Annotated in this window: 19 protein-coding genes and 4 pseudogenes; 18 read left to right on the top strand and 5 right to left on the bottom strand. The window is 42.3% G+C overall.

Features of this window, described 5'->3' with window-relative positions; all coding sequences use genetic code 11:
• From metA to DXA07_RS10070, 3 genes and pseudogenes are all read left to right on the top strand, one after another.
• A pseudogene (gene metA / locus DXA07_RS10080) lies at window positions 1–944 on the top strand (homoserine O-succinyltransferase).
• Window positions 928–2,544: a hypothetical protein gene (locus DXA07_RS10075; RefSeq protein WP_118484485.1), complete on the top strand. Its 1,617-nt coding sequence runs from the start codon at window positions 928–930 to the stop codon at window positions 2,542–2,544. The pseudogene metA and the gene DXA07_RS10075 overlap by 17 nt, the downstream one beginning before the upstream one ends.
• Window positions 2,544–3,275 carry a hypothetical protein gene (locus DXA07_RS10070; protein ID WP_118484483.1) on the top strand — a complete coding sequence of 244 codons (732 nt, stop codon included), beginning with the start codon at window positions 2,544–2,546 and terminating at the stop codon, window positions 3,273–3,275. Before DXA07_RS10075 ends, DXA07_RS10070 begins: the two co-directional genes overlap by 1 nt.
• A gap of 88 nt (window positions 3,276–3,363) precedes the next feature.
• Here the strand turns inward: DXA07_RS10070 and DXA07_RS10065 are convergent, their stop codons facing one another.
• Window positions 3,364–5,295: an ABC-F family ATP-binding cassette domain-containing protein gene (locus tag DXA07_RS10065; protein ID WP_118484481.1), complete on the bottom strand. Its 1,932-nt coding sequence runs from the start codon at window positions 5,293–5,295 to the stop codon at window positions 3,364–3,366.
• Window positions 5,296–5,531: 236 nt separating this feature from the next.
• Between DXA07_RS10065 and DXA07_RS10060 the strand changes: the two genes are divergently transcribed.
• The 14 genes and pseudogenes from DXA07_RS10060 to DXA07_RS10000 all read left to right on the top strand — a co-directional run bounded on the left by DXA07_RS10060 (window position 5,532) and on the right by DXA07_RS10000 (window position 17,604).
• Window positions 5,532–7,319 carry a hypothetical protein gene (locus DXA07_RS10060; RefSeq protein WP_118484479.1) on the top strand — a complete coding sequence of 596 codons (1,788 nt, stop codon included), beginning with the start codon at window positions 5,532–5,534 and terminating at the stop codon, window positions 7,317–7,319.
• Between the two features lie 78 nt (window positions 7,320–7,397).
• Complete coding sequence (locus DXA07_RS10055) at window positions 7,398–8,036, top strand: hypothetical protein (protein ID WP_118484478.1); 639 nt, start codon at window positions 7,398–7,400, stop codon at window positions 8,034–8,036.
• Window positions 8,037–8,198: 162 nt separating this feature from the next.
• Window positions 8,199–9,299 carry an FAD:protein FMN transferase gene (locus tag DXA07_RS10050; protein WP_118484476.1) on the top strand — a complete coding sequence of 367 codons (1,101 nt, stop codon included), beginning with the start codon at window positions 8,199–8,201 and terminating at the stop codon, window positions 9,297–9,299.
• Entirely contained in the window at window positions 9,296–9,661 is a 366-nt protein-coding gene (locus tag DXA07_RS10045) for a NusG domain II-containing protein (protein ID WP_118484474.1), read from the top strand. Before DXA07_RS10050 ends, DXA07_RS10045 begins: the two co-directional genes overlap by 4 nt.
• 173 nt (window positions 9,662–9,834) lie before the next feature.
• Entirely contained in the window at window positions 9,835–10,272 is a 438-nt protein-coding gene (locus DXA07_RS10040; protein ID WP_348980819.1) for a Gx transporter family protein, read from the top strand.
• Window positions 10,273–10,368: 96 nt separating this feature from the next.
• Window positions 10,369–11,694, top strand: a complete 1,326-nt coding sequence (gene rsxC / locus DXA07_RS10035; RefSeq protein WP_117785399.1) for an electron transport complex subunit RsxC — start codon at window positions 10,369–10,371, stop codon at window positions 11,692–11,694.
• A gap of 11 nt (window positions 11,695–11,705) precedes the next feature.
• A pseudogene (locus DXA07_RS13560) lies at window positions 11,706–12,641 on the top strand (RnfABCDGE type electron transport complex subunit D); the annotation flags it as partial.
• A 42-nt stretch (window positions 12,642–12,683) separates the two neighbouring features.
• On the top strand, window positions 12,684–13,295 hold the full coding sequence (locus tag DXA07_RS13555; protein ID WP_243013754.1) for an RnfABCDGE type electron transport complex subunit G: 612 nt from the start codon (window positions 12,684–12,686) through the stop codon (window positions 13,293–13,295).
• Window positions 13,295–13,951: pseudogene (locus tag DXA07_RS13550) on the top strand (electron transport complex subunit E); the annotation flags it as partial. The gene DXA07_RS13555 and the pseudogene DXA07_RS13550, both read left to right, overlap by 1 nt.
• A gap of 728 nt (window positions 13,952–14,679) precedes the next feature.
• Window positions 14,680–15,255 (top strand): RnfABCDGE type electron transport complex subunit A, encoded by a 576-nt coding sequence (locus DXA07_RS10020; RefSeq protein ID WP_118484468.1) that lies wholly within the window; start codon window positions 14,680–14,682, stop codon window positions 15,253–15,255.
• 12 nt (window positions 15,256–15,267) lie between these two features.
• A pseudogene (locus DXA07_RS10015) lies at window positions 15,268–16,058 on the top strand (RnfABCDGE type electron transport complex subunit B).
• A 140-nt stretch (window positions 16,059–16,198) separates the two neighbouring features.
• Window positions 16,199–16,447 (top strand): YlmC/YmxH family sporulation protein, encoded by a 249-nt coding sequence (locus DXA07_RS10010; RefSeq protein ID WP_117785395.1) that lies wholly within the window; start codon window positions 16,199–16,201, stop codon window positions 16,445–16,447.
• A 56-nt stretch (window positions 16,448–16,503) separates the two neighbouring features.
• A complete protein-coding gene (gene nrdR / locus DXA07_RS10005; protein ID WP_021943105.1) occupies window positions 16,504–16,971 on the top strand; it encodes a transcriptional regulator NrdR in 468 nt (155 codons plus the stop codon).
• Between the two features lie 12 nt (window positions 16,972–16,983).
• Window positions 16,984–17,604 (top strand): YigZ family protein, encoded by a 621-nt coding sequence (locus DXA07_RS10000; RefSeq protein ID WP_118484466.1) that lies wholly within the window; start codon window positions 16,984–16,986, stop codon window positions 17,602–17,604.
• Between the two features lie 98 nt (window positions 17,605–17,702).
• Here DXA07_RS10000 and DXA07_RS09995 read toward each other — a convergent pair whose 3' ends face one another.
• From DXA07_RS09995 to DXA07_RS09980, 4 genes are read right to left on the bottom strand one after another with little or no spacing between them, the layout of a single operon-like run.
• Window positions 17,703–18,734: an ABC transporter permease gene (locus tag DXA07_RS09995; protein WP_182427457.1), complete on the bottom strand. Its 1,032-nt coding sequence runs from the start codon at window positions 18,732–18,734 to the stop codon at window positions 17,703–17,705.
• A gap of 21 nt (window positions 18,735–18,755) precedes the next feature.
• Window positions 18,756–19,874 carry an ABC transporter permease gene (locus tag DXA07_RS09990; protein WP_118484462.1) on the bottom strand — a complete coding sequence of 373 codons (1,119 nt, stop codon included), beginning with the start codon at window positions 19,872–19,874 and terminating at the stop codon, window positions 18,756–18,758.
• Between the two features lie 24 nt (window positions 19,875–19,898).
• The gene (locus DXA07_RS09985; RefSeq protein WP_117807431.1) at window positions 19,899–20,537 is read right to left on the bottom strand and encodes an ATP-binding cassette domain-containing protein; all 639 of its coding nucleotides are present in this window, start codon (window positions 20,535–20,537) and stop codon (window positions 19,899–19,901) included.
• 1 nt (window position 20,538) lies between these two features.
• A complete protein-coding gene (locus DXA07_RS09980) occupies window positions 20,539–20,811 on the bottom strand; it encodes a hypothetical protein (protein WP_118484460.1) in 273 nt (90 codons plus the stop codon).
• A 279-nt stretch (window positions 20,812–21,090) separates the two neighbouring features.
• Here DXA07_RS09980 and DXA07_RS09975 point away from each other — a divergent pair, with 279 nt between their 5' ends.
• A complete protein-coding gene (locus DXA07_RS09975) occupies window positions 21,091–22,800 on the top strand; it encodes a trypsin-like peptidase domain-containing protein (RefSeq protein WP_243013737.1) in 1,710 nt (569 codons plus the stop codon).
• The last annotated feature ends 427 nt before the right edge of the window (window positions 22,801–23,227 follow it).

Below are 23,227 nucleotides of genomic sequence, written 5' to 3'. Positions count from 1 at the left end.
ATGCCAATTAGAGTTGACGATGATTTACCGGTAAAGAAAATACTGGAGGATGAGAATATCTTTGTGATGGGTTCAGACAGAGCCATCCGTCAGGATATCCGTCCGCTTGATATATTGATATTGAACCTGATGCCTTTAAAGCAGGATGCAGAATTACAGCTTATGAGAAGTCTGTCAAATACGCCGCTTCAAGTGAATATTTCCCTGATCCGTACGATGACATATGAATCCAAGCATGCACCCAAAGGCCATCTGGAACGGTTCTACACCGATTTTTCCAGCATCAAAGATCGGAAATGGGATGGATTCATTATCACAGGAGCACCGATCGAGAAGATGGAATTTGAAGATGTAGAATACTGGGATGAATTAAAAGAAATCATGGACTGGTCGGAGAAAAATGTAACCTCCACGATCCATATCTGCTGGGGCGCACAGGCAGGTCTGTATTATCGGTATGGGGTGCAGAAGTATGAGCTGGATAAGAAATTATCAGGAATCTATATGCATCATACCTTCCACAGAAAGACACCGCTTGTTCGTGGGTTTGATGATATCTTTTATGTACCGCATTCCAGATATACAGGTGTAGACAAAGATGAGATCGTAAAAAATCCGCATCTGGAGATCGTAGCGGAGTCCGATGAGGCAGGTCCTTATCTGATCATTGGCGATGAAGGAAAGAATATATTCGTAACCGGACATCCGGAATATGATATTCTGACGCTTGATAAAGAATATAAGCGTGATCTTGCAAAGGGACTGAATCCGGATATTCCGGTAAATTATTATCCGGACAACGATCCAAGCAAGACACCGATCAAATCTTGCGCTGCCATGCTAATACATTATATGCCAATTGGCTGAATTATTACGTATACCAGATAACCCCGTATTTATGGACAGAAAAGGCGGATAAAAAGAAAGATGAAACAGCAGAATAAACGATTAATACTTCTATGTATAGCAGCTTTGTTGATATTGTTTATGGGAGCCGGGAAAAATACCGGAAATGTGCAGGCTGCGGAATCAGTAAAGAAACAGGAATTATCACAGGACGAGAACACACATACATTTTCAAATGCCAGTGACGGTTCCTTCCAATATGATTATGCAGTAAAGTCAGATTACTATAAAGGTATGGGTGTAGATGAGAGCACCGGACTGAAATATGCACTTGTAAGCTATGATGAGAAGCTGTGGGCGGTTGTAGTAACTAAGAAAAGTGAGTTTAATGGTTCCTATGATACCAGCTCTTATACAGGCAAGATGTCATTGAAATTTAAGCCGGCAACGACAAAGACCGTGCTTCGGTTTTCAAAAAATAAAACCGGAAACACAGCTCTTGAAAAATGCTTTTACTATAGTGACGATTATTCCATTCTGACAACCGGTTTTTCAAAGGATATATATTACATTGACGGAACACCGGTAAAAGGAATCAAGAAGGTAGCGGGAACGTATTATTTCTTCCGGAAAGGAAAGCGGGTGGATGAAACCGGCTGGTATCCATATGGAAGATCACAGGTATATGTAAAGGATGGAAAGGCAATATTCCGCTTTTCAGGAGATGCCTGTTATTCATTCACAAATGGCAAGAAACAGCGTGTAACGGATCGTTACATCAGCGTTAAAGGCACAGTGTACTGGTTTGATGCAACGGGTGCACTGGCACAGGGAATGAAACAGGCCGGCGGAGAATATTATTATCTGCGGGATGGTGTAAGCCGTCGGAACTATTATAAAAAGGTTGATCGTTATGGCTATTATTTTGGCGAAGATGGCAAAGCAGTAAGAGATACATGGGTAAATGTAAAAAATGCCATGATGTATTTTAATGCAAATGCACGTAATACAAAGACCTATTATCTGGATGGATATAAGGACAGCGAGCGGATCGGAATGTATAAGATCTACAGTAAAAACAAATGGAATTTTGTAACAGATGGCATTTATAAGATCGATGGCTCATTTGTATATTTTAAAAATGGAAGACATTATACATCAACCAGATGGTACAGCTCAAATGATACGACCATGTATTATATCCGAAAGGGAGAAGTGCTCTATAAACGAAAACAGTCCGGAAACGGATATGTGCTGTATCAGGCAAATGGAGTCAGATGGAAGAAAGTTTCCAGTATGTGGGCGCCATATAATAAAGGGAAAACCTTTTACTATGATAAAAATGGAACAAGTCTGTACCGGTATTTTAATGCCAGCTATTCAAAGAGCAAATACAGGAACACAGTATGGATCTATGATGCAGGAAGTTCCGGATGGCAGCAGGTAACAGATAAATTATTAAATATTCATTCGGATTATTATTATATACCGGAAGATGGCGTGATAAAGGCAGAAGAGGCTGGCAGACCATTGACAAAAAAACTGCAGTCTATACGGATGCTTCCGGAAAAGTATCAAAATACATATATTATGACAAGACCGGAAAATATTCCATATACAGAGAAGGACAGAAGCTGGATCAGATCGTTCCGGGGATTGTTACTGTCCAGATCAATGGCAAGACGGTATATTACCTGATGAATGAACAGGGACAGAGTGTATCTGGAAGTCAGTCCGTGGATGGATATCTATATGACTTTGACAAATATGGACGTGCATATAGCAGACGACTGGAAGGTTCTGTTTACTGGGATATGGATGCATGGATGAAGCGCGTGATCCTGGCATATCTGGGTAAGACAAATATATATTGCAATGTATTTGTCGATCAGGCATTTGCACTTGCTGGTGGAGATGATCCATCGCAGAAACTTGCGGTTCAGTATACAAGTCCGGAAAAAGGCGGTATCCTGTTAGATCGGATGTATACCGGAACGGAATGGGGCGGTGCCGGAACTGTGACCGGAAAAGTTGTTCTGTCAGATGGGAAAAGCTGGATGAAACAGGATTCGATTCAGTTGAATTCAGATATTGTAGATTTCTCATATGATGCATTAACTCCGGGAGACGTGATCGTATATTATAAAAACGGAGAGACAGAGGCAAGCCATGTTTCCCTGTTTCTTGGTAAGTTTAAAAATGCGGCAGCGGTTAAGAAATATCTGATCCGGATGGGTGTTTCCAAACAGTTGGCGGAAGCCTGTGTCAAGGACTGGGGCGCTTATTATGATAATGATGGAACTTACTGGTGTATTCACGGTGGAATGGGAAGCAGTAGTCAGGTCTATATCAGTAACAGTACTTATTGTATTCCGGCATCCGGCAATACATATACATATGGAAGAAAGATCATAAATGTGATCGACTGATAATACAAAAGCATTAGAATGCGGATATTGCATGGTTGTATGTAACTTACAACAGCAAATTGTCCGTATCTAATGCTTTTTTAGATGTTTATTCCTCAGAAGATAATTCTTCCCACTGTTCATACATCGTGTTCAATTCTTCTTCTACAGAATTTCGTTCTTTTGTCAGATCATTTAACAGTGCAACATTTGTTGCATTTTCAGGAACCAGAAATTCTTCATCAATTTCAGCCAGACGGTTTTCAAGCTGTTCGATCTTGTCTTCCAGCTTTTTCAGATCATTTGCTTTTTTCCGAAGTCTTGCCTGTTCGGCTTTGCTTTCCTTCCAAGAGAGCTTTGCCTGGGATTCTGTCTGTTTTTCCTGAGAGACAGTATCAGATACTGGTGCAAATGCCTGCTTTCCGGTGGAAGCCGGCTGGGCTCTGTGGCTTTCGTAGTAATCATAGTTTCCAATATAATTGGTTAACTGCTTATCCTTTAATTCGATGATCCTTGTTGCTGTCTGATTGATAAAATATCGATCATGGGATACATAAAGGACTGTTCCGGTATAGTTCCGTATCGCTTCTTCAAGGATCTCCTTGGATGTGATATCCAGATGGTTGGTCGGCTCATCGAGAATCAGGAAGTTTGCAGATGAGAGCATCATTTTGGCAAGGGATACACGCCCTTTTTCGCCCCCGCTCAAGTCTGCGATCCGTTTGAACACATCCTCTCCGGTAAACAGAAAGGCGGCAAGAACGTTTCGGATCCTGGTATTGGTCAGGTCGGGATAGGCGTTGCTGATCTCGTCAAATACCGTATTGTTCATATTCAGGACCTGATGCTCCTGATCGTAGTAACCGATCTTGACACGGGAGCCTAAGATGACAGTTCCGTCATCCTTTGGAACAAGCTTGTTGATGATCTTTAAGATCGTAGTCTTACCGGTTCCGTTTCCGCCGATCAGGGCGACATGCTCACCACGTTTGATCTCCATATTCAGATCGGAAAACAGATTATACTGTTCAAAGGCTTTGGACAGCCCTTCGATCGTAAGTACATCTTCACCGCTGATAACGGATGGTTCCAGCGTCAGCCGCATTTCACTGTTTAATTCGGTTGGCTTGTCCAGACGTTCCACACGGTCTAACATTTTTTCACGGCTTTCTGCCCGTTTGATCGATTTTTCACGATTGAACTGCTTTAATTTTGTGATAACTTCTTCCTGATGCTTGATATCTGCCTGCTGGTTTAAGTAGGCTTTCATCATATTTGTCCGGATCTCGGCGCGTTTTTGAGAGAAGTAGGTGTAGTTTCCGTTATATACGGTGCTGTGTCCACGATCAAGTTCTACGACCTTTGTTACGATCTTATCCAGAAAGTAACGGTCATGGGAGACAAGAATCACACTTCCCTGATATCCGGTTAGAAAGGTTTCAAGCCAACTGATCGAATCCATATCCAGATGGTTGGTCGGCTCATCCAAGATGATGATATCCGGTTTTGTAAGAAGAAGTCTGCCGAGTGAAAGACGGGTTTTTTGTCCGCCCGATAAGGTATCGGTATGACGTTCGAAATCTTCTTTGGAGAAGCCGAGACCTTTTAATACTCCGGTGATCTCACTTTCGTAGGCATATCCGTTTTTATATTCAAATTCATGTGTATAGCGGTTATAGGTTGAGAGGGCGGCTTTCAGTTCGTCGCCGGTCAGTGTTGTCATATCCTGTTCCAGTTTGCGGATCTTATCCTGAAGCTCGATCACAGGCTTCATGGCATCCTCCATCACGCCGTATACCGTATCGTCATAGAAAATATCCTGATGCTGGGAAAGGTAACCGATCGTACGGTCTTTTGATAAAACAATCTGTCCGGAATCTGCTTCTTCTTCCTGCATAATGATCTTTAATAATGTTGTTTTGCCTGCACCATTGATACCAACGATCGCCATTTTTTCCTTATCTTCAAGATGAAAGGATACATTGTCGAGAATTACGTTGGTTCCGAATGCTTTACTTATATTTTGACAATCGAGAATCATAAGATTCCTCCTTATTTTCTTATATCATGTCAGATCTCATAACATTATATCGGTGTGTCAGGAAATAAGCAATATCCATTGAAATAGAATTTTAATAAAAAGGGAATATTTTCACATAAAATTTAGAAAAAGGTTATGTCATAAAAATTGACTGACAAGGGAATAAAATGGTATCATAATAGTGTATTTTTGTGCGCTTTTTACGGGTGAAAGTTATTTGAAAAGCAGGTGGTTATATGGAACGTAATAATGAGTCTCTGGCACTGATCAGTGACAAAGATATTCAGGAATTGAATGATATAAGAACGAAGCTGGAACAGACGTTGATGACGAAGCTCAGAAATGCCGGAATCTATTTTCACAGTATGTCGAGAGTAAAGACACTGACGTCATTACAGCGTAAGTTAGATACAGGAAAATATGGCACGGGAAAAGATGATAAGAAGATACAGGATCTGATCGGTATCCGTATTAATTTATTTTATACAGAAGATATCAGGATCAGTGAAGCACTGCTCGAAGACACCTTTATGGTAGATAATTGGTCAAAGACAGCATGGGAAGAGAACCGGTTTGAAGCCCAGAAGTGCAATGGTGTATTTAAGATCCCAAGCAAATATCTGATCAACATATCCGATCAGTTGTGGGAGCAGCCATTTGACCGGACCTTTGAGGTTCAGCTCAGAACGGTTCTGTTTGAGGGCTGGCATGAGATCGAGCATGAGATGCGGTACAAGTATAAAATGGATGAAGGCTTTGATGATAACAGAAGCAGTTTGTGGGATGGACAGGAAAAGGATGCCCGCATGATGAACAGCATCATCGCAAACCTAGAGCTGTGCGACTGGTCAATCGTGCAGATCTTCGATAATCTGGCAAGAGATCAGTATATCAAGAAAAACTGGGAAAATGCGATCCGAAGCAAATACCGGTTAAAGATCACACAGGATAAGATCAAGCCTGAGGTTCGTGCATATTTTGATGAACATCCGGAGGTCGTAGAGAAGTTTTGGGCGGTATCCAAGCAGCAGCTTGTAAATATTTTGCTGAATAAAAAATATCAGAAGGTATTGTCGCCGAACCGGGTAATCTACCTTATCAATAAAGAAGTGGTAAATGATGAATTCATATCAGCACAGCTTGATAGAGAACAGTTCGGCAGAGTGCTGAACAAAGAGATCAAGCAGGAGATCCGTCCATTGGTATCAGATCTGGTATTTGACCAGAGAATCCGGATACGGGATGACGGATTTGACCGGGCAAGTGAGATCATATACGAATGGGCGTACCAGCATATCTCCCTGATATTCGGACAGATGCCAAAAAAAATGGAGTCTGTTTCTTATGAAGTGATGGGGTATAAGTTAAAGGTTGTTGCAGAGAAGGAATATTTTCTAATGGATATGCAGACGATCAGCAATGAAGAAGCCGGTATGATCTGGCATGTGGTTGCAGAACTCCGAAAAGAAAGCGATGGATTGTATCTGACCTGCCGTCATATCTGTGAGAATATCTATTCCAGAGAGCGCCGGTATAATCGACCGAAGTTTATGCGGGATATATTTAATCAGGTCGGATTCCTGGATGCGGGTGTATTTATGGATGAAGACACCGAAGCGGTTCCGATATCCGCGGACCAGCTTAAAAATCTTCTTTCGCATGATGGTAGAAGCCTTCCGGTGATCCTTGTAGATAAGCCGGAGCAGATTCCGGATTGGGCGCAGGATTTTGACGGATATACGATCAATGCAGAGGTTCTCTGTAAATCATTAGCTGGTATCTGTCATGTGTTCCTGGGAGATGAGAGCTGCATCAGCCGGATGCAGGAGATCTATGGAAATGAGAGTGTTGATGGCGCGGTATTCTACTGGGGCAGAGATGATGAAAGCCCTACGATATTTACACAGGAGGCCATCCGAAAAGCTTGTTTTGAAGAGGTCAATCACAGCGTTGATGAAGACGAGGAATACGAGAAAGCTTTCCGATATCGTCTGCGAGAACTGGTCTGTCAGGAATTCCATTAAAAACCGGGTTGCAAAGATCAGAAAATGGATGTATGATTTGAGCGGAACAAATTTGAATGAAGTGGAGACAATATACAAATGGAAATCAGAGATATAAATGAAATACGGTTAGCGATCAAGTACATGGATTACAAGCCTGTAATGCTGGCAAAGTTTTATGATATTAAGAGCTTATTGTTCAAGGAGATCTTAGAGAACGAAGACTATTACAAGGTTGCAAGCATATTACCGAATCCGGGAAATGACAACAAGATTGTAAAATGTGTCAACATTCTGGATAAGAAATATATGGCAGGACGTGAAGTTGTAGACTGCACGAAGACACCGGGAGCAATACCGGCTGAAGCGGCAGAGATTCTGAAAAGCATTCGTGCGACGGAAGATCCTGTATCCGTAAAGCTTTCCTTCGGTAAAGAAATGAAAGCTGAGGTATATATGAATATTCCAAGAGGTAACAGCCTTACGATCTCAGATATGACGTTCACACCGGAGACAGAGCTCACAGTGATGAATCTGTATAATACATATTATACAGAGGGTTTTACACTTGCACTTCACTTTGATGAGTTTGCAGTTGCAATCGAGCCATCTGCTTTAGACGGAATTAAGGGTCAGGGTGATGTATTTGTCTATGCGATGACGAAGAATGCCATTTATAAAGATTTTGGAAGCAGATATTTTGATGTAGCTGCGATCCTGAAATATTACAGAGGATAGAAAAAGCTGCGGAGCGAGGAGCTTTGCAGACAGAGACAAAAAGAGAGCTGGAACCGTGGTTGGCAACAGCTCTTTTTATTTACACGGGTGATGTTCCTGTGAATAAGTTTGCAAAGTGCGTTTAAGCCTGTAGTGGCTGTTATATATGGAGGAATAAATGCTTTGAAGAATAAACTTGCATTATTATCAGGCATATTGTGTATCGGGCTGGTAATTGCGTTTATCTTTTATACCGGAAAGGATAATCAGAAAAAAGAAGGGTATACGACGACCGGATTTGCCATGGGAACCGCAGTTATGGTATCGGTCTATTCGGATCAGGGCAGACAGGATGCGGATGCAGTGATCGACTGTGTAAGCAGACTGGAGCGTGAACAGATCTCATGGCGGATAGAAGGCTCAGAGGTATACCGTGTGAATCATGAATATAAGGCAGGAGAGCCTTATGAGATAAGCTATGACCTTGCATATGCGGTCTTACAGGAAAAGGAGGTAAGCGAAGCGGGGGATGATCTGCTGGCACTCACGATCCGTCCGTTAGCGTCCTGCTGGGGTATCGAAGATGGGAAGAAAGAAGTACCGGAGACTCAGAAGATAGAAGAAGCCTGTTCGGTAGTTAACGATTCGAAAGTGCATATCGTAGATGAACAGGGAAAAGAGCTGACACAGGTAAGTGAGCTTTCAGAGGATGGAACATGGTATGTGCTGTTTGATGAAACAGGCTTAAGCCTTGATTTCGGTGCGATGGGAAAAGGCATTGCCTGTGACCGGGTGGCAGAAAGCCTTGAAGAAAATCAGGCGGAAGGCGCTTGTGTGGCGGTCGGCGGCAGTGTTTTATGCTACGGCGCAAAGCCGGATGGTTCCGGTTTCCGGATCGGTATTCGTGACCCGAGAGGAAATGAAAATGATATGATGGGAACCGTAGAAGTCCGGTCAGACAGGCATCCGGTCTATATATCAACATCCGGAGATTATGAGAAGTATTTTATTCAGGATGGAAAAAGATATCATCATATCTTAAATCCAAAGACCGGATACCCGGCAGACACTGGGACGATATCAGCGACAGTGATCTGTGAAAGTGGTGCATTAAGTGATGCCTTATCAACGATGTGTATTCTGCTTCCGGCGGATCAGGCACTTAAGCTTGTAAAAAGCTTTGACGCAGATGTGATCCTGATCGATAAGGATAAGAATATATATATGACCGAGCAGGCAGGAAAACAGTTCACGATAACAAATGGAGACTATAAAGTAAAATGATAAAAAAAAGAGACATCATTCTGGCACTTGGACTGATCCTTTTAGGAATCGTCTGCTATGGAGTTATCCGGCTGGGTCAGAAAAAAGGCAGTCAGGTTATTATATATGAAGACCAGAAAGAGATTGGCAGATATGATCTGAATACAGATACCACGAAAGAGATTCAGACCGCAAAAGGAATAAATATTCTGGAAATAAAGAATGGAATGGCATATGTAACAGAAGCAGACTGTCCGGATCAGGTATGCATCCGTATGGGGAAAATATCAAAGACAGGAGAAAATATCGTTTGCCTGCCGCATAAGCTGGTGATTCAGGTGGAGGGTGATGATGGACAGAAATCAGAATATGATAATCGATAAGAGCTATTCATAGTATAGCAGGAAAGGTATATATAGAAAGAAAAGATGGGGCAGAAACAAAAAAATTCCAATAAAAAATCTACAAATAGAAAGATACAGAAAAAGACTCATAACAGCGTAGGAACGATAGCACAGCTTGGAATGTTTATTGCGGTTGCAATGGTGTTTCATATATCGAATCCTTTATCCGGATCGATATCGCGGTACCGGGAATCAAGCTCGGACTTGCCAATATTGTAACTATTGTAGTGCTGTGCAAGCTTGGACTTGCGGATGCGGTTTTGGTATCCGTGCTCCGTATCTTCCTGTCGTCTTTATTATTTGGCAATTTTACCGTTATGATATACAGTCTTGCCGGAGCAGCAGTCAGCATGCTGTTTATGTGGATCTCTGTTAAGATCGGTTTTTTTTCAACAACGGGAACGAGTATTCTTGGAGGTGTCGGACATAATGTTGGTCAACTTATCGTTGCATATCTGGTGATAAAGAACCAAAATATCCTGATATATGCTCCGGTTTTACTGGTCTCTGGAACGATCACGGGAGTTCTGATCGGTCTTGCGGCAGTATTTGTCATGCGGGCGGTTGGCGGCCAGATTGGCAAGTTTTAGGGTTGTTTTTGACCCTGTGAAGTATTATTATATGATTAGTTTTTCTCGATAACAGAGAATGAATTGATAAGAATAACGAGAGAAAGAGGTATGCAGATGGGTTTATTAACTTTTTCGGGTGGTATTCATCCATATGAAGGCAAAGATCTAACAAAAGACAAGCCTGTCAGAGAATATCTTCCAAAGGGAGAGTGTGTTTATCCGCTCAGTCAGCATATAGGTGCACCGGCTGTTCCGATCGTAAAGCGTGGCGACCGTGTACTGGTAGGACAGAAGATTGCAGAGGCGGGAGGATTTGTTTCGGCAAATATCCATTCTTCAATCTCAGGAACGGTAAAAATGATCGAACCGAGGATGACAAGTGGCGGTAATAAAGTAAATTCAATCGTAATAGAAAATGACGGTTTATTTGAGACGGTTGATTTCTCCGAGAATGTGCGAGATCTCTCCACACTTTACAGAGAAGACATCAAGGATATGATCAAGGAGGCAGGTATTGTTGGAATGGGCGGTGCAGGTTTTCCGTCTCATGTAAAGCTGTCACCGAGAAATGAAGATGATATCGAATATATCATTGTAAACGGTGCGGAGTGTGAACCGTATCTGACTTCTGATTACAGAAGAATGTTAGAGGAGACAGATAAGCTGATCCTTGGACTTCAGATCTGTGTAAATCTGTTTGATAAGGCAAAGGGAATTATCGCGATTGAAGACAATAAGCCGGAAGCAATTGCAAAGATCTCAGAGCATCTGGCTGATAACGATAAGATCGAGGTAAAAGTTTTAAAGACAAAATATCCACAGGGTGCGGAACGTCAGTTGATTTATGCAACGACAGGAAGATATGTGAATTCCAAGATGCTTCCTGCAGATGCGGGCTGTATCGTACATAATGCAGATACGATTGTTTCCATCTATGAAGCGGTGATCGAGGGTAAGCCACTGTACACCAGAATCGTAACGGTTACAGGTGATGCTATCGTTAATCCATGTAATCTGCTGGTTCGTAATGGTACAAGCTGTCGGGAGATCATAGAAGCGGCAGGCGGTTTTAAGGATGGCAAGCTGCCGGAGAAGATCATTGCAGGTGGACCTATGATGGGTAAAGCGATGTTCTCGCTCGATGTTCCGGCAGTAAAAGGTCTGTCAGCACTTCTTTGTATGACACATGATGAGGTTCAGGACTGGGAGCCATCTGCATGTATCCGTTGCGGAAGATGCGTGGATGTCTGTCCGGGAAGAATTATTCCGTCAGATCTTGCAAAATATGCAGAACATGGCAATATAGATGCATTTTTAAAGCATGATGGCATGGAATGTTGTGAGTGTGGCTGTTGTTCTTATGTATGTCCTGCCAAGAGACATTTGACACAGACAATAGCCGGAACCAGAAAGAGTATTCTGGCAAGTAAGAAGAAGTAGGAGGTGGAGACATGGAAGAAACAACATTGAGTATTTCTGCATCTCCGCACGTCAGAGATCGGAAAACGACATCATCCCTGATGCTGGACGTGATCATTGCATTACTGCCGGCGAGTGTGTTTGGTGTATATAATTTTGGAACAAAAGCATTTGTGCTGATCTTAACCTGTATAGCATCTTGTATTTTTTTTGAATGGGGCGTGGAAATGCTCCTGCACAGAAACAGTACAGTAAAAGATTTCAGTGCAGTCGTAACAGGCCTGCTTCTGGCATTGAATCTTTCGCCGGAGGTTCCTGTATGGATGGCGATACTCGGAAGCGCATTTGCCATTATTATAGTAAAACAGTTATTTGGCGGTCTGGGTCAGAACTTTATGAATCCGGCACTTGGAGCCAGATGCTTCCTGTTAATATCATTTGCGGGAAAGATGACTACATTTACATATGATGGAGTTACAACAGCGACCCCGCTTGCGATTTTAAAGAGTGGCGGAACAGTAGATGTATTAGATATGTTTATCGGAAGAATTGCAGGTACGATCGGTGAGACATCTGCGATCTGTCTGTTGATCGGTGGTTTATATCTGATTATTCGTAAGGTGATCAGCCCGATCATTCCACTGGTTTATATTGGAACATTTTCCGTATTTATATTCCTGTACTCCCTTGCATCCGGCATGGGCTTTGAACCATTATATCTGGCAGCGCACCTTTGTGGTGGTGGTCTGATGTTAGGCGCTTTCTTTATGGCGACCGACTATGTGACCTCACCTATTACAAAGAAGGGAAAAGTGGTATTTGGTATTATCCTTGGACTTTTGACCTTCCTGTTCCGAATCTATGGCGGCTCGGCAGAAGGTGTATCCTATGCGATCATTATTTCGAACCTTCTTGTTCCGTTGATCGAACGGTTTACACAACCGAAGTCATTTGGTAAGGGCGCTGAGCTTCAGAAGGAAGAAGGCGGCTCGGCAGCAGACAGCAAGAAGATGGATAAGAAATCAATTGTCATCGCAACGGTAGCAATCCTTGTCATTACACTTGTTGCCGGCGGTGTGCTTGCATATGTACAGCAGATCACAAAGAAGCCGATCGAACAGGCGGAACAGCAGGCAAAGGAGGACGCATACCGGGAAGTATTTACAGATGCGGATGCCTTCCGGACGGTAGATGGCTTCGACAGTGAGACTGCATCTGCATGGCTTTCGGATAAAGGCTATAAGGCAGATATAGATGAGGCAGTAACTGCCTGTGACAAAGATGGAAATGCACTTGGTTATGTATTTGTTATTACATCCCATGAGGCATATGGCGGAGATCTTCAGCTTGCTCTTGGTGTAGCAGAGGATGGAACTACAAATGGTATCTCCTTCCTGTCATTAAGTGAGACAGCAGGTCTTGGTATGCAGGCAGATACTGATGAGTTCAAATCACAGTTCTCAGGCAAGAATGTAGCACAGTTTAAATATACAAAATCCGGTGTGGCATCGGATGAGGAGATCGATGCATTAAGTGGTGCGACGATCACGACAAATGCAGTCACGAATGCAGTAAATGCGGGACTTTCCTATGCAGATTATCTGAAAGGAGGAGCAAACTAATGGGTAAATGTACAGAACGTTTATACAATGGTATCGTGAAAGAAAATCCAACCTTCGTACAGATGCTTGGTATGTGTCCGACACTTGCGGTTACATCATCAGCGATCAACGGAGCAGGTATGGGACTTTCTACAACCTGTATTCTGGTGTTGAGCAATGCGTTTATCTCACTGCTTCGTAAAGTGATACCGGATAAGGTCAGAATACCATCTTATATTGTTATCATTGCTTCCTTTGTAACGGTTATTCAGTTTTTAATGCAGGCATACCTGCCGTCCTTAAATGACAGTCTTGGAATCTATATTCCACTGATCGTAGTAAACTGTATTATTCTTGGACGTGCAGAGAGTTACGCTTCGAAGAATAAAGTTCTTCCGTCAATCTTTGACGGACTTGGAATGGGACTTGGCTTTACGATCGGTCTTACCTTGATCGGTATGTTCCGTGAACTGATCGGAAAAGGCTGTGTATTCGGATTCCAGATCATTGGAGATGGTAACCTTCTTCAGAAGACATCAGGAGCAGGAAAAGCAATCGGAGATGTGCTTGCAGCATATACGCCGATCACAATCTTTGTACTTGCACCGGGAGCATTCTTTGTACTTGCTTTTATTATTGCAACGATCAATAAGAGAAATGCGAAGAAGGCAGCAAAGGCACTTGCAATTGGAGAAGAGATCCCTGCAAGCTGTAAGCCGGAATCCTGTATGGGATGCGCAAACATCATGTGTGCAGGAAGAAAGGCTGCTATGCAGGATACTCAGGTTAATGTTCAGACAAATGCCGGCAAGGCATCCGCTGCACAGACTCCGACAGCACCGGCACCACAGCCGAAAAAGGTTGTGATCCCAGACAAGATAGCAAAGAAACCGGTAGAGCAGGAAAACGGACAACAAGTGCAGTCGGTACAATCAGCGCAGCAGCCGGTTCCAGAGCAACCAGCACCAGTCGTACAGCAGGCTGTTGCTCAGAGTACACTGCAGCCACAGATAGCAGCTTCATCAGAGACTACGACTACTCCGGTTTCACAGGAGCCACAAATACAGGTAGCACAGGTAGTACAACCAGAGCAGCAGCCGGTACAGGAAAAGCCAGCGTCAACCGTACAGCAGACTCCGGTTCAGGTGGCAAAAGAGATGTCTGACAGACCGAGAATCCATATTCCGGCGAATCTGAATAGAGTACCACATGCAGTTGTTCTCTCAGAGACAGACAATCCGGTTTCAGAGCCAGAGAAAGCGGAAGCAGTATCGGAAGAATCCGATATGGTTGACACATCAAAGCTTGTAAGACCAGATGTTGCAAGTGCAGATCAGGTAAACAAATATCAGGAATTTGATGAGAAACCGACAGATAAAAAGAATAAGAAAAGGGGAGGTAGAAAATAATGCATATTTTATTATTGGCAGTTGGAGCAGCCCTCGTAAATAATGTAATATTAAGCCAGTTCCTCGGACTGTGTCCTTTCCTTGGCGTATCAAAGAGTGTAAACACAGCAACCGGTATGGGCGGGGCAGTTGTATTTGTAATGACGATCGCTTCAGCGGTAACGAGTATTGTTTATTATGGAATCCTTTCCCCGCTGGGATTAGATTATCTGAATACAATCGTGTTCATCCTTGTAATAGCGGCACTGGTACAGTTTGTAGAGATGTTCTTAAAGAAGAATATGAAGTCTTTATACGAGTCACTTGGAGTATACCTTCCCCTGATCACAACAAACTGTGCAGTTCTTGGTATCGCACTTTCAAATGTACAGAATGAATATACGATCCTTGAGAGTATAGTAAATGGTTTTGGTTCAGCAGTAGGTTTTGCGATCTCAATTACGATCCTTGCAGGTATCCGTGAGAAGTTGGAATATAGTGATATTCCGGAAGCATTTAAGGGTACTCCGATCGTTCTGATCACATCAGGTCTGATGGCAATAGCGTTCTTTGGCTTTGCCGGATTGATATAAGGAGGGATCGTTATGGATATTACAACAATTCTGATCGCAGTTGCTGTTGTAGCAGGCGTTGGTGTCATCATTGGTATTCTGCTCGGTGTAGCTGGTGAAAAGTTTAAAGTTCCGGTAGATGAAAAGGCAGTTATGGTGCGGGAGCTTCTTCCCGGAAATAACTGTGGTGGATGTGGATATCCCGGCTGTGATGGTCTTGCAGCAGCCATTGCAAAGGGTGAGATGCCACCATCTGCATGTCCTGTTGGAGGTGCAGCCGTTGCAGAGGCAATCAGTGCAGCACTCGGCGTAGAGAATACAGCAAGCACTAAGTATGTAGCCTTTGTCAAATGCGCAGGTGACTGTGAGAAGGCAAAGGATGTCTATGACTATGTTGGACCAAAGACCTGTGTTCTTGCACAAAACAGCCCAAATAACGGGCCAAAGGGCTGTACATATGGCTGTACAGGATATGGTTCCTGCAAGACAGTTTGTGAATTCGGTGCGATTGATATTATAGATGGCATTGCAGTTGTAAATGAGGAAAAATGTAAAGCGTGCGGAAAGTGTGTAGATGTCTGTCCAAGACATCTGATCGAGCTGGTTCCATACGATGCCCCTCATCGTGTCAGATGTAATTCAAAGGAAAAAGGAAAAGAAGTAAAGGCAGTATGTTCAGCAGGGTGTATCGGCTGTTCACTCTGCGTCAGATCCTGTGAATTTGATGCGGTATCGGTAGATCAGAACCTTGCACACATTGATTATGATAAATGTACCATTGTGGCGCATGTGCCAGAAAGTGTCCGGTCAAGATCATAAGCTGATCAATGTGATCGGATTCAGAATCTGACTGCTGTGACTGATTCATAGGCAGATCGGTGAAACCGATAATTTATATGTCTAAATATATTCTCTGCTTCATATTATGATACGGAAGGTGGATTTTGTTGAAAAGGGAATATAGATGAGATTTTGTGAATTAAAAGAAAAAGAAGTAATAAACTGCAAGGACTGCCAGCGGCTTGGCTTTGTTGCAGATATTGAATTTGATCCCTGCTCCGGAAGAATTGAGGCGATAATTGTTCCAGAGCAGGGAAAAATTTTCTGGTGCTTTGGATCTTGCGAGGAGTATCGCATTGATTTCTGTAATGTAGTAAAGATCGGGCCGGATATTATTTTAGTTGACATTCCACCCCGAATATGTAAAAGTTAGTAGCAGAGAAAATAGAGGGGATAAAATAATTTTCCCTGATTTACGGAGGCAAAAACATGAGATGTCCATTTTGTTATGTTGATGATACAAGAGTTATAGATTCCAGACCGGCGGATGACGGTTGTTCGATTCGAAGAAGAAGACAGTGCGATGCCTGTGGCAGACGTTTTACGACGTATGAAAAGGTTGAGACGATCCCGCTTATCGTAATCAAAAAGGATAAGAACAGAGAGACTTATGACAGAAAGAAGATCGAATCCGGTATCATAAGATCTTGTCATAAAAGACCGGTATCTGCGGAACAGATATCCAAGTGTATCGATGATATCGAGAATGAAATCTTTAATCTGGAGGCAAAAGAAGTAGAGAGTACAACAATCGGTGAGATCGTTATGGATAAGATCAAGGATCTGGATCAGGTAGCTTATGTAAGATTTGCTTCTGTATACAGAGAGTTCAAAGATGTGAATACATTTATGAATGAGCTGAGTAAGTTATTATCTGCAAATTCTGACAAGAAATAGACGGGAACAATCATGGTAGATTCATATAACACAATACTGACACCGGGCATCGATGAGATCGTTGAGAAGAAATCCAGATTTATCGGTTATGCACAGCCGGTTTCTTCAGAAGAAGAAGCATATGCGTTTGTAGAAAGTGTCAAGAAAAAACATTATGATGCACGACACAATTGTCATGCATTTGCAATCGGAAAAGAGAATACCCTTTATCGTTTTTCAGATGACGGAGAACCGCAGGGAACAGCTGGAAAACCGATATTAGAAGTGATATCGGGAAATCAGGTAACAGATATTTGTATTGTGGTTACAAGATATTTCGGTGGTACTCTGCTTGGAACAGGAGGGCTTGTCCGGGCATACACAGAAGCCGCTAAGCTTGCCCTTGCAGATGCCGGCATTCACCAGATGCAGCGCATGAAGCTTATGGATATCACCTGCTCCTATAATGATTCCGGCAAAGTACAGTATCTCTTATCAACAAATGAGATCAGCATAGAGAATACAGAATATGGCGCAGACGTAACCTTCCATACAGCAGTCCCTGTCTCCGATGTATCTATGATCGAAAAGAAGATTACAGAAGCAACAGCAGCCCGCGCTGTAATCGACGAAAATGGCGAGAAATTCGTATAGATGGGACTCACTCTTTACGCAAATTATTTTATAATAATAAAAGATAAGCTTGTCTGTAGCGTCATATAGCGTCACAGGCAAGCTTATTTTTGTTTTCCCTAAAAAAAGGTCGGCGGAAAAAGGTAGGACAGATACCGCAGGATCGGCGCATAATCCTCCAGATGCAGGAAGATCGGCGAGAAGATCAAAGTGCAGATTACAAGAACCGGCAGAGCCGATACAAACGGCTTATAATGTCGGAAGATGAGCAGACAGATAAAAGCGAATAGCAGACACAGCAGTACATATCCGGACATCTTTAACAGAAATGGCAAGATGGCTTCCGGCTGCTCATATAAGTAGAGCGTAACCACACTGATCAGCCATACCGGTGTTATATTAGCAAGAATACCGGTCAGACAGAAACGCAGTCTTTTCCGTTTGGATACTCTGTCATAGATGTGGTCATCCTGATCCTTCAGATAGACCAGCAAACCGACCAGAGAAGATAAGAACAGAAGAAAACCGGTAAATGCATGAACCGGGAACAAATCTACGCTGTCGGTTGTTCCATGGTAGGCTCCTGTATTATTGACAGATAACCGGAAGACAGAATCACTGTTCATATAATTTCTGTATTGATTTTCCAGATATGACTGGAAAGAACTCCGATAAAAGTCTTTTGTGGCAGAATTCGATGCCAGATAGTTGGCAGCAATAGCCGGCGAGAAAGCATCCAACAGCCGGTCGAATAATGTTTCGGAAAAGATTGTCTGGAACATCGAAGATGGGGAAGTGTATAAGCGAATGTGGCAGTTCTTGATATCATGTATAAATGCGTCAGAAAATCCATTGTCAAACGCAAATCCACAGTCATACCGCCCGGATGCAACCTGATCCTTTAATTCCTCCATAGAACTGCATTTCTCGAAAGTAAAGCAGTCCTGATGTCCGGAGAGCTCCTGCTCCACCTGTGCCAGGTAACTGTTTGATTCTTCCATATAATATCCACAGATGAATACCGTGCTTTTTTCTTCCACCGGCAGATTTTTTATATAGAATGCCGTGAACGGAATGATCAGCAGCAGAAGAAGATTGATGAATTTTTTTGAAGTCCGTTTTAACAGGATTCTGTATTGACGTAACAGCATAAGCAGTTGTCCTTTCATCGATTAATGGTAAAAGCCATTACATAAGTGGTTTAACAGTTGATAATACGGGGTATGTTCAGCAAAATTCTGGATGAAGTCAGGCAGAAGTCTGACCGGAACAATACCGCCTCCGATATAAGCCAGTAAGAAAGCTGTCAAAAATAACAGCAGGCATGCCCCGGAATATCCGGTTGGCAGATACCCGATCAGCAGGATAACGAATCCGATAAACAGGATCGCGAGTATTCCGGCAAAGAATCCCGATATATGAAACTGCAAAGGGGCAAAATGACCGATCGTGCCTCCGGTCATACAGCTAAAGAACAGTATCGTATAGATCATAAATAATGTGATCGTAAGTGTCAGATACTGACTGATTATAATATGCGCTCCGGTGATTCCGTGAAGCTTCAGACGAAGACGTAATGTATCAGAATTTCCTTTTATAAAAGATAAAAAGACGATTCCGCTGAAGAACAGCAGAAGCAGCAGCCCGGATACTATATAATACTGATAAGGGGTATAAGCTCCGGTAAGCTGTAAGTCTTCTCTGATATAAAGCTCTGTTCTGGATAAAACATAATCCATGTAGAGATTATCGGCATCCGTTGCAATTTGATCCAGTGCAGTATCCGGGAGCCCCATTTGATATGCTCCCTGATAAATGATCGTAGTTGCAGCCTGTGCAGTAGCAAGCATTGATGAGGTGGATTTGAACACCTCATTTAGGGTGTATGTCTCTAAAGTACCATCCTGTTTATAAATGACCGTGATCGGATTGTCTTCTCCGTATATAATGCTGTTGATGATATTATCAGGAATGATGATCAGCGCCTTGATCTGGTCGTTTGCAAGCATCTGTCTGCCGTGATCTTCGGAAGCTATCTCGATGAAATGGCAGGTAGCCCGGTAGCTGTCCATTTCACTTACCATAGAATATGCCATCTTGGCATAAGGAGAAGATGCATCGGCAACCAGCCCGACATTGACCGGTTCGATGGTCTGCTCATTATATAATAACCGGTTCGACAGCAGAACGACGACAGAGAGTCCGACCGCCAGAATGAGAGTGATCAGGACAAGCGGAAGAAACCGCTGCTTTATTCTTTTAAGGTCTGTTAGAAATAATCGAAAAAACATAAGAACATTCACATCCAATCTGAATCAGGCACGAAGCATGGCTGCGTAATCTGCACCATTTGCTTCCTGTAGTAAACCATCCTTTAATATATAGATGCGATTACAGATGGAGAGCGCATCTTCTTCATGTGTTGCAACGATAATGCTGCCTCCATTACCGGTATATTCCTTCAGATAGTCCAGAATTCCTTTTTTACAGAGAAGATCTAACGCAGCAAGTGGTTCATCCAGTAATAAAAGATCCGGTCGCTCCAGCATACAGATAGCAAGGCTCAGACGTTTCTTCATACCACCGGACATTGTACTTACCTTCTGATGAAGAAAAGCATCTACACCGAGTTTTTTTAAGATAGAGAGGCTGTAGGTGCTGTTTAGCTCGGCAGATCTGCCGGAGTACCAGAGCTTCAGATTATCCAGACCGGACAGCTCCGGAATCAGTGGATTTTCCTGTGGAAGAAAACTGACCGTATTATCCGGTTCGTCAAAAGAATAAGTGCCATGATCCTGTCGGAGTCCGCCGGACAGAATACCAAGCAGCGTTGATTTTCCGGAACCGTTGATTCCCAGAAGCCCGATACATTCACCGGGTGCAACTTGCAGGGAGATATGATTTAGTACCATTTTCTTTTTATAATTTTTTCCAATATCATTTACAGTAAACATATTAATAATCCTCTTCAATAACCTGAAAATCCAGATAGTCGAATTCAATCGCTTCCACGAAATTATCATGATTGAAACGTGTTCTTGCGTGGAGAATAAAATCATTTTGATTTTTCTTCAGCCAGATCGGTTTTGCAAGATCAAATTTATAGCACATTTCCTCTAATGCTTTGTATACCTTTTTTGTTCGTGTCAAAGACGCATCATCTATACAGACAACCGTATCCTTTATCAGCCGGTTATCCTTCATTATTTTACCCCATACTCGGAACATAAGTTAAAACCTCAATTTCTATATAATATATGTAAAAATATTGCATACCACAAAAATCATTCTGTAATCTGTCATAAAAAACTGTATTTCAATTTCCATATGAAGTCAAGCATAAATAAATGTAAGTTGTTCAAAATTTTTATACACGAAAAACACATTTCTTCTACATGGAAAACACACTTCTTACACAATTACAGATTATAGTATAACCTGTAAATAAGAAAGAGAGCAGTAAACAAAAGAAAGCTGCTGTTACATAGAAAGAAAGGATGATTGATTATGGATGAGAATTTTAGAGAAGAACAGGATCGTCAGTTCGACTCAGAAAGCCAAACACAGGAACAGACACAGACAGCTTCCGAACAGACGACGGAACAGATGAATATGCAGAATGAGAATAGCTCCTATGGACAGAACTATGGAAGCAGCAACGTATATGGACAGACTGGTGCAGAACAGAACGCAAATGCATATAACCGGCAGAATGCACAGAGTAGTATGTATCATGGAACACCGGGACAGAATATGTATTTTGGCGGTGCATTTTACTCCAGCAATCAGCATGCAGGATATAACAGCCAGACCGGCTATACATCAGCTTACACGAATCCATCAGGAAATGCTGCACAGGGTACAGGTGCTTCCACGCAGAATATGAATGGTTATTCCGAAAATGTAAATAAAGCAATGCAGAAGGCTGCTGAGAAGGAAAAGAAAAAATCGGAAAAGATGGTACGCTCGGCAAAGAAGAAAGCAGATAAAAAAGCTAAGAAAGAAATGAAGAAAACAAACGGTGAAAGAAGTACAGGAAAGAAGGTAGCAACGACTATAGCTGCGGCAGTTGTCTTCGGACTGGTTGCAGGCTGTGTCTTCCAGGGTGTCCGGTATGGAAGCGATAAGTTCTTAAAGAAAGAAAATCAGACGGTTCAGATCGGATCAGATACAACTACAAGCTCCGCTTTGCTCGATGCAAATGCATCCGGAAGCACCGGTGACTACAGTGTAGCAGATGTAAGTGCAACTGTAATGCCATCCATTGTATCCATAACAGGAACATATGTAACAACATATCAGTACTGGTTTGATACCTATGAGCAGGAGCAGTCAGGAGCAGGCTCAGGTATCATAATCGGAAAAGATGAAACAAGCCTTTATATCCTGACGAACTATCATGTGGTAAAGGATGCAAAAGAATTATCAGCAGGATTTATAGATGGTGAATCAGCCGGTGCAGAAGTAAAAGGCTATGACGAATCAAATGATGTAGCGGTTGTAACCGTTCCGTTAAAGAAGATCAAGGACGACACATTAAGTCAGATCAAAGAGATCACAATCGGTTCATCCGAGAACTTAAGAGCCGGAGATCCATGTATCGCTATTGGTAACGCGCTTGGATATGGACAGTCGGTAACAGTAGGATATATCAGTGCTCTTGACCGTGAAGTCAGTGTAGATGACGGAACTGTAAAGGTTCTTCAGACTGATGCAGCTATCAACCCTGGTAACAGTGGTGGTGCTCTTGTAAATATGAAGGGCGAACTGATCGGTATGAACACAGCGAAATATGTAGACAGTACAGTAGAAGGAATGGGCTACGCACTTCCTATATCCGATATACAGGATATCATCAACGATATTCTTGCAGGCAAGAGTACAACCAAATCAGGATCAACCTATCTTGGTGTAACCGTTAAAAATATCACATCTGAATATGCAGAAGGACTGAATATGCCGGAAGGAGTATATGTATATTCGGTAAGTGAAGGTTCTCCGGCAGAGAAATGCGGACTTCTTACAGGTGATATCATTGTAGGTATTGATGGAAATGATATTTCAGACAGTACAGATCTTCAAAGCCAAATAGCAAGTGGAAAGGTTGGCGATGAGATCGAGATCGAATTCTACAGAAATGAAAAAGGCGAATATGTTAAGAAAACTGTAAAAGCAACTCTGGAAGCAAAGACAGAAGATTTGACCCAGAATAACTAGAAGTTTTAATATATACAGATAGAGAATATCAGACGGAAGCCTTGAATATGGACAGTTATATATATAAGTATAACAGCCATATTTGGGGCTTTTTTCAGGCATAATAAAAAAATGCAAAAAATGTCAAAAAAGTGTTGACATCTGACGTCTGATTTAGTATTATATCAACTGTTCGCGGTACGAAACACCGAACGAACAAAGATCACAACTTACATATTTCATGATGATTCTCATCTGGAAAGCATGCAGAACATCAAAAAAGAAAGTAAAAAAGTTGTTGACAAAGAACACTGAATGTGATAACATATAGAAGTTGTCGCTGATGAGTTCGACAACAAAGAACCTTGAAAAATTAACAACATGACAACCCTGAAATTCCAAATAAAGAATTTCAAAAAGAACGTAACAGACGCAAGTCTGATACAAA

Source organism: Clostridium sp. AM54-37XD (genome assembly GCF_003478225.1).
Taxonomy (GTDB): domain Bacteria; phylum Bacillota; class Clostridia; order Lachnospirales; family Lachnospiraceae; genus Coprococcus; species Coprococcus ammoniilyticus.
The sequence above is the reverse complement of the archived record's forward strand: the minus strand, read 5'-3'. Positions and strand labels throughout refer to the sequence as shown.

Excerpts from the sequence above, each read along its gene's own strand:
- DXA07_RS09990 (WP_118484462.1), bottom strand. The coding sequence starts at position 19,874 with ATGTTTTTTCGATTATTTCTAACAGACCTTAAAAGAATAAAGCAGCGG.
- DXA07_RS10065 (WP_118484481.1), bottom strand. The coding sequence starts at position 5,295 with ATGATTCTCGATTGTCAAAATATAAGTAAAGCATTCGGAACCAACGTA.
- DXA07_RS10055 (WP_118484478.1), top strand. The coding sequence starts at position 7,398 with ATGGAAATCAGAGATATAAATGAAATACGGTTAGCGATCAAGTACATG.
- rsxC (WP_117785399.1), top strand. The coding sequence starts at position 10,369 with ATGGGTTTATTAACTTTTTCGGGTGGTATTCATCCATATGAAGGCAAA.
- DXA07_RS13555 (WP_243013754.1), top strand. The coding sequence starts at position 12,684 with ATGGATAAGAAATCAATTGTCATCGCAACGGTAGCAATCCTTGTCATT.
- DXA07_RS09975 (WP_243013737.1), top strand. The coding sequence starts at position 21,091 with ATGGATGAGAATTTTAGAGAAGAACAGGATCGTCAGTTCGACTCAGAA.
- DXA07_RS10010 (WP_117785395.1), top strand. The coding sequence starts at position 16,199 with ATGAGATTTTGTGAATTAAAAGAAAAAGAAGTAATAAACTGCAAGGAC.
- DXA07_RS10000 (WP_118484466.1), top strand. The coding sequence starts at position 16,984 with ATGGTAGATTCATATAACACAATACTGACACCGGGCATCGATGAGATC.
- DXA07_RS10075 (WP_118484485.1), top strand. The coding sequence starts at position 928 with ATGAAACAGCAGAATAAACGATTAATACTTCTATGTATAGCAGCTTTG.
- DXA07_RS09980 (WP_118484460.1), bottom strand. The coding sequence starts at position 20,811 with ATGTTCCGAGTATGGGGTAAAATAATGAAGGATAACCGGCTGATAAAG.
- DXA07_RS10045 (WP_118484474.1), top strand. The coding sequence starts at position 9,296 with ATGATAAAAAAAAGAGACATCATTCTGGCACTTGGACTGATCCTTTTA.
- DXA07_RS10070 (WP_118484483.1), top strand. The coding sequence starts at position 2,544 with ATGAATGAACAGGGACAGAGTGTATCTGGAAGTCAGTCCGTGGATGGA.
- DXA07_RS09985 (WP_117807431.1), bottom strand. The coding sequence starts at position 20,537 with ATGTTTACTGTAAATGATATTGGAAAAAATTATAAAAAGAAAATGGTA.
- nrdR (WP_021943105.1), top strand. The coding sequence starts at position 16,504 with ATGAGATGTCCATTTTGTTATGTTGATGATACAAGAGTTATAGATTCC.
- DXA07_RS10060 (WP_118484479.1), top strand. The coding sequence starts at position 5,532 with ATGGAACGTAATAATGAGTCTCTGGCACTGATCAGTGACAAAGATATT.
- DXA07_RS09995 (WP_182427457.1), bottom strand. The coding sequence starts at position 18,734 with ATGCTGTTACGTCAATACAGAATCCTGTTAAAACGGACTTCAAAAAAA.